4 protein-coding genes are annotated in these 5,499 nt (G+C 37.8%); all 4 read left to right on the top strand.

Going from position 1 to position 5,499, the window contains the following annotated elements:
* Nucleotides 1-1,011 (top strand): phosphoribosyltransferase family protein (locus tag MRZ08_RS00460; RefSeq protein ID WP_297377914.1); only part of this gene is annotated, 1,011 nt, incomplete at its 5' end.
* Nucleotides 1,008-1,553, top strand: coding sequence for a formyltransferase family protein (locus tag MRZ08_RS00455; RefSeq protein ID WP_297377911.1), 546 nt, complete (start codon nucleotides 1,008-1,010; stop codon nucleotides 1,551-1,553). The genes MRZ08_RS00460 and MRZ08_RS00455, both read left to right, overlap by 4 nt.
* A complete protein-coding gene (gene purH / locus MRZ08_RS00450) occupies nucleotides 1,550-3,055 on the top strand; it encodes a bifunctional phosphoribosylaminoimidazolecarboxamide formyltransferase/IMP cyclohydrolase (protein ID WP_297377908.1) in 1,506 nt (501 codons plus the stop codon). Before MRZ08_RS00455 ends, purH begins: the two co-directional genes overlap by 4 nt.
* A gap of 9 nt (nucleotides 3,056-3,064) precedes the next feature.
* The coding region (gene purD / locus MRZ08_RS00445) for a phosphoribosylamine--glycine ligase (RefSeq protein ID WP_297377906.1) at nucleotides 3,065-5,499 on the top strand (2,435 nt) is incomplete at its 3' end.

Raw genomic sequence — 5,499 nt, 5'->3', positions numbered from 1 at the left:
AAGAAAAAAGAAGAAGATGCGGGCATGGCCTTTCATACATATACAGATAGCGAGCTGATCCTTCTTTTGATTACGAGATATTTCGAGGGAGATATTGTAAAAGCTATAAGACGAGCTATGGAAGATTTAAGGGGAGCCTATTCATGTGTGCTTTGTATGCCGGATAAGATAGTAGGCTTTAGGGACTACAATGGAATAAGGCCTCTTATGATAGGTTTTGATCGTGAAACTACGATTATAGCAAGTGAGAATTGCTCTATAGAAATTCTTAACATTGATGATTATAGGGATATAGAAGCAGGAGAGATTGTAGTTTGCGATAAGGACGGGATTAAATCCTACAAGGATGATAGAAAGGTAGATTGTAAGCATTGTATCTTCGAGTATATCTACACAGCAAGGCCTGATGCTAATATCGAAGGAACAAATGCCTACATGTTTAGGAGAAGAAGCGGCGAGCTTTTATACGATCAGGCTCCTGTGGAAGCTGATCTAGTCTGTCCTGTACCAGATTCTGGTACACCTTCAGCTATAGGATATGCCCAAAGATCTGGGATTCCATTTGCAGCTGGTCTTGTAAGAAATAGATATATGGGAAGGACCTTCATAAAATCAGACCAAAAGGAGAGGGAACTTTCTGTAAGGCTTAAGCTAAATCCACAAAAGTCGGTCCTTAACGGCAAAAGAATTGTACTGGTAGATGATTCCATAGTAAGGGGGACAACAAGTGCCAAACTTATAGAAAGGGTAAGAAAAGCTGGGGCTAAGGAAGTTCATCTGAGAGTGACTTCGCCTCCTGTTACAAACCCATGTTACTACGGAGTCGACACTCCAGATAAGAGTAAGCTAATAGCGGCAAATCTTTCGATAGAGGAGATCAATAAGAAGATAGGAGCAGATAGTTTGGAATTTCTAAGCATTGATAATTTGATGAAGCTTACAAATAATCCAGATGATTATTGTAATGCTTGCTTTACAGGCGACTATCCAATAAGAAGGGAAGTGAAATGAGACTTGCAGTATTTATTTCAGGAACTGGGTCTAACTTAAAGGCTCTTATAGATGCTGAAAAGGAAAATTATTTTGAAAGCCAGATTGAATTAATAGTTTCAAACAAAGATGCAAAGGGCCTTGATTATGCTAGGGAAGAAAACATTGCCTATCTAATAAGCAAGGACGAAGATGAGATTCTGGAAGAGCTAAGTGATAAGAAAATAGACCTTATAGTTCTTGCAGGATATTTGCCAAAAGTTAGTAAGAAGATCATAGATAAATACAAAATAATCAATATCCATCCTTCACTCCTACCTAAATATGGTGGCAAGGGATTTTATGGAATGAATGTCCACAAGGCAGTATTTGAAAATAAAGAAAAGATTAGCGGAGTTAGTATTCATTATGTAAATGAAAACTTAGACGATGGAGATATTATTCTTCAAAGAAAAGTTGACATAAGTAAGTGCGAAAGTGCTGAAGAAATTGCAAAGACGGTCCTAGAAGTAGAGCATAAGAGCTTGAAAGAAGTAATCAAACAATTGGAGGAGTTAAATTGAGAGCTTTACTATCAGTTACTGACAAGACAGGAATAGAAAAACTAGCCAAAGGGCTTAGCGACTTAGGAGTAAGTCTTATATCAACAGGTGGCACATACCAAAAAATTAAGGAAAGTGGAGTAGATGTATCAGAAATCGAAGAAATAACAAACTTTCCAGAAATCCTAGAAGGAAGAGTAAAGACTTTATCTCCTTATGTTCATGGGGGAATTCTTTATAAGAGAGATGACTCCGAGCACTGTGAAACTGTAGAAGAATTAAAAATAAAACCGATTGATATAGTAGTTGTCAATTTATACGAGTTTCAAAAGGCTCTTAAGAAGGGAAATCCAGAAGAGATAATCGAAAATATCGATATCGGTGGTCCATCAATGGTAAGGTCTGCTGCCAAAAATCACAAGGATGTACTAATCGTAACAGATCCAAGTGACTATGATGAATTAATCGAAAGACTTAAAAATGATGATATCGACCTAGCTTATAGGCAAAGGCTCGCTATGAAGGCCTATAGCCTTACAGCCTTCTATGATTCAGTAATAGCAAGATACTTCACCAAACTTACTGGAGAAGAATCTAAATATAAGACCTACGGATTTGAGAAAGAATCTGATCTACGTTATGGGGAAAATCCAGGACAAGCGGCAAGTCTTTACAACGATCCATTCGTCACAGGGCTAATGGAGAATATAGAAGTAATCCACGGCAAGGAAATGAGCTATAACAACTACAACGACCTAAACCCAGCCCTAGAGCTTGCCCAAGAGTTAGGAGAAAATGCAGTAGTTGCGCTAAAACACCAATCACCATGTGGAGTAGCTGTAGGTAGTGATGTCTATGATTCATATATCAAGGCCTTCGAGTGCGACAGCCAATCTATATTTGGAGGAATCCTTGCAGTAAATGGAGTAGTTGATGAGAAAGCAGCTTCAAAAATGCATGAAATATTCTTAGAAATAATAGCAGCTAGAGACTTTACTAAAGAAGCTCTAGAAATTCTTACAAAGAAGAAAAATGTAAGACTTGTCAAAGTCGACTTTGCTAATGAAAGTGTAAGAGAAGAGATAAGATATCTCAACGGAAAAGTCCTTATCCAAGAAAAAGATTTCGGAAAAGACGAAGTAAATGTAGTAACTGACAAAAAACCAAGTGAAGAAGAAATCAAAGACCTCTTGTTTGCCCAAAAGGTTGTAAAATATGTTAAATCAAACGCCATAGTCGTAGCCAAGGGCATGAAAACACTAGGTTGTGGGGCAGGCCAACAATCAAGAGTTTGGGCCTTAGAGTCTATCAAAGACCACTTTAAGGATAGGGACTTTGAGGGAGCAGTCCTTGGATCAGATGCCTTCTTCCCATTCTCAGATACAGTAGAGCTTGCCCACGAGATGGGAATTAGCTCAATTATTCAACCAGGTGGATCTATAAGGGACGAAGACTCAATCGATAAATGTAATGAATACGATATGAGCATGGTATTTAGTAAATCACGTCACTTCAAACATTAAGGAGCAGCAATGAGAATTTTAATTGTAGGATCTGGTGGAAGAGAACATGCCTTAGGAGAAAAAATTAAGGCAAATGATAGGAAGCTTTACTTTGCTCCAGGTAATGCTGGGACAAGTGAAATTGGAGAAAATATCGATATAGGGGCTACTGATATTGAAAAACTCCTTGAATTTGCCCAAAAAGAGGAGATTGATTACACAATAGTGGGACCAGAAGATCCCCTCTGTATGGGCCTAGTAGACAGATTCCAAGAAAATGATTTAAAAGTTTTTGGAGTTAATAAGAAGGTTTCTAAGTTTGAATCAAGCAAGTCCTATTGCAAGAAATTTCTAGAAAAATACGGCATAAAGACTCCAGCCTATCTGAGATGTGAAGATAAAGATGAAATCCTAGCTTATGGGGAAAAGCTAATAAATGAAAAAGGAAAACTCGTCCTCAAAAGAGATGGTCTCGCTGGAGGTAAGGGAGTTTTCATTATAGATAAGATAAGCGAGTTTAGGGAGAAAGTTGACGAGATTCTTGCCATGGATAAGTTCTTAATTATTGAAGAATTTGTAGATGGATTTGAGATGAGCCTCCTTGCCCTTACAGATTCATCTACCATAATTCCTCTTCCAACAGCCAAAGACCACAAGAAAATCTATGATAAAGAAATGGGTCCAAACACTGGTGGAATGGGAACATATGCTCCAAATGTTGAGGCAGAGGCCTTTAAGGAAAAGATAAGCGAAGAAATTCTTCCTAAAATCATAGAAGGATTCAAGAAAGAAAATATCGACTACAGGGGAGTTCTCTTTATAGGCTTTATGATAAACGAATCTGGAATTTATGTCCTAGAGTTCAATGTAAGATTCGGAGATCCTGAAACCCAAGTCGTATTAGAGCTTATAGATAATGACATCCTGGACTTACTGATGAAAACTTCTTCTAAAAAGCTAGATCAAGTTAAGCTTAAAATAAACGACAAAAAAGCAGTCTCTTTGGTTCTAGCATCAGAAGGATATCCTCTATCCTATGAAGTCTCAAAGGAAATAAAATTCGAAGACGGAATAAAATCAAAGATAATCCATGCTGGAACAAAGAAAGAAGAAGGTAAGATTCTAACAGCTAGCGGAAGAGTCCTAAATGTTGTTTCCGTAAGCCATAGCTTCGATGAGGCTATAGCCAAGGTCTATGAAGACGCTGAGAAAATCCACTTCGATGGTAAATACTACAGAAAGGACATTGGTCCATCAGTTAAGAGAGTCTACGTCAAGAAAAAAGACGCTTATGACTTTGAGTCCAAAAATCTAAGAGAAAAAATACAAAATTCTCTTGGGATTAATCTTGAGGGTATTAAGATTTATAAAAGATATGACCTAGAAACTAAGGATAAAAATATAGAAAAACTTCTCTACACAGTCCTCGCCGAAGCTCCAGTAGATACAGCTTACGCCTTTGATGAAGCCCTTAAGCTTCAAGAAAGCTTTAAAAATACTATAGTAAGCGAATATCTTCCAGGTCAATTTAACCAAAGGGAGCAAGGCGTTTTAGATACAGCATCGCTTGTAATAGATGATCCAAATCTCCTAGTAAGGGCTGCTACAGTTTATGAAATTAGTGGAGTAAGTCCAGAGGACCTTGTAAAGATAGAAGAATTTATTATTAATCCAGTTGATTCTCATAGGGTAAATCTTTTGGGAATTCCAACAAGCCTTAAGCTAAGCCATGAGAAGAATCTAGAAAATATAAGCTATGATGGCTTTAGAGACTTTGATGATGATAAACTAAGAAATTTCATAGAAGAACACTCCTTGGCTATGAGTCTTGATGACTTGAGGATGGTTAAAGATTATTTTATAGAAGAAGATCGAGATCCAAATGAGACTGAAATCAAAATCTTAGACACCTACTGGTCAGACCACTGTAGGCATACGACCTTTAACACCTATCTAGATATAAATATCGAAGCAAAGACCCTTCTTGATGAGTCTATTAAGAAATCCTTCGACAAGTATCTAAAGATGCGTGATGAGCTAGGCCTTACAAAGCCAATTAATCTCATGAGCTTTGGAACGATCCTTTCTAAATATATGAGGGCCAATGATAATTTCGATGATCTAGAAGTAAGTAAGGAGATTAATGCCTGCTCTGTCTTTACTAAGGTTAGGGTCCTAAAGGATGGTAAGGAAAGCTTAGAAGATTATCTACTAATGTTTAAGAACGAAACTCACAACCATCCAACAGAAATAGAGCCATTTGGTGGAGCATCCACTTGTCTTGGAGGGGCTATAAGAGATCCACTTTCTGGAAGAAGCTATGTCTACCAAGCCATGAGACTAAGTGGAGCTGGAAATATAAAGGAAGCTTACGAGGATACCCTAGAGGGAAAACTCCCACAAGCAAAGATTACCAAGGAAGCGGCTTTGGGATATTCTTCCTACGGCAATCAAATTGGCCTTGC

This window comes from Anaerococcus sp. (genome assembly GCF_022770135.1).
In the GTDB taxonomy this organism is placed as follows: Bacteria; Bacillota; Clostridia; order Tissierellales; family Peptoniphilaceae; genus Anaerococcus.
This window is presented reverse-complemented; position numbering and strand designations above follow the sequence as displayed.

What these genes read in the sequence shown, in the direction of transcription:
- MRZ08_RS00455 (WP_297377911.1), top strand. Translation starts at nt 1,008, where the DNA reads ATGAGACTTGCAGTATTTATTTCAGGAACTGGGTCTAACTTAAAGGCT.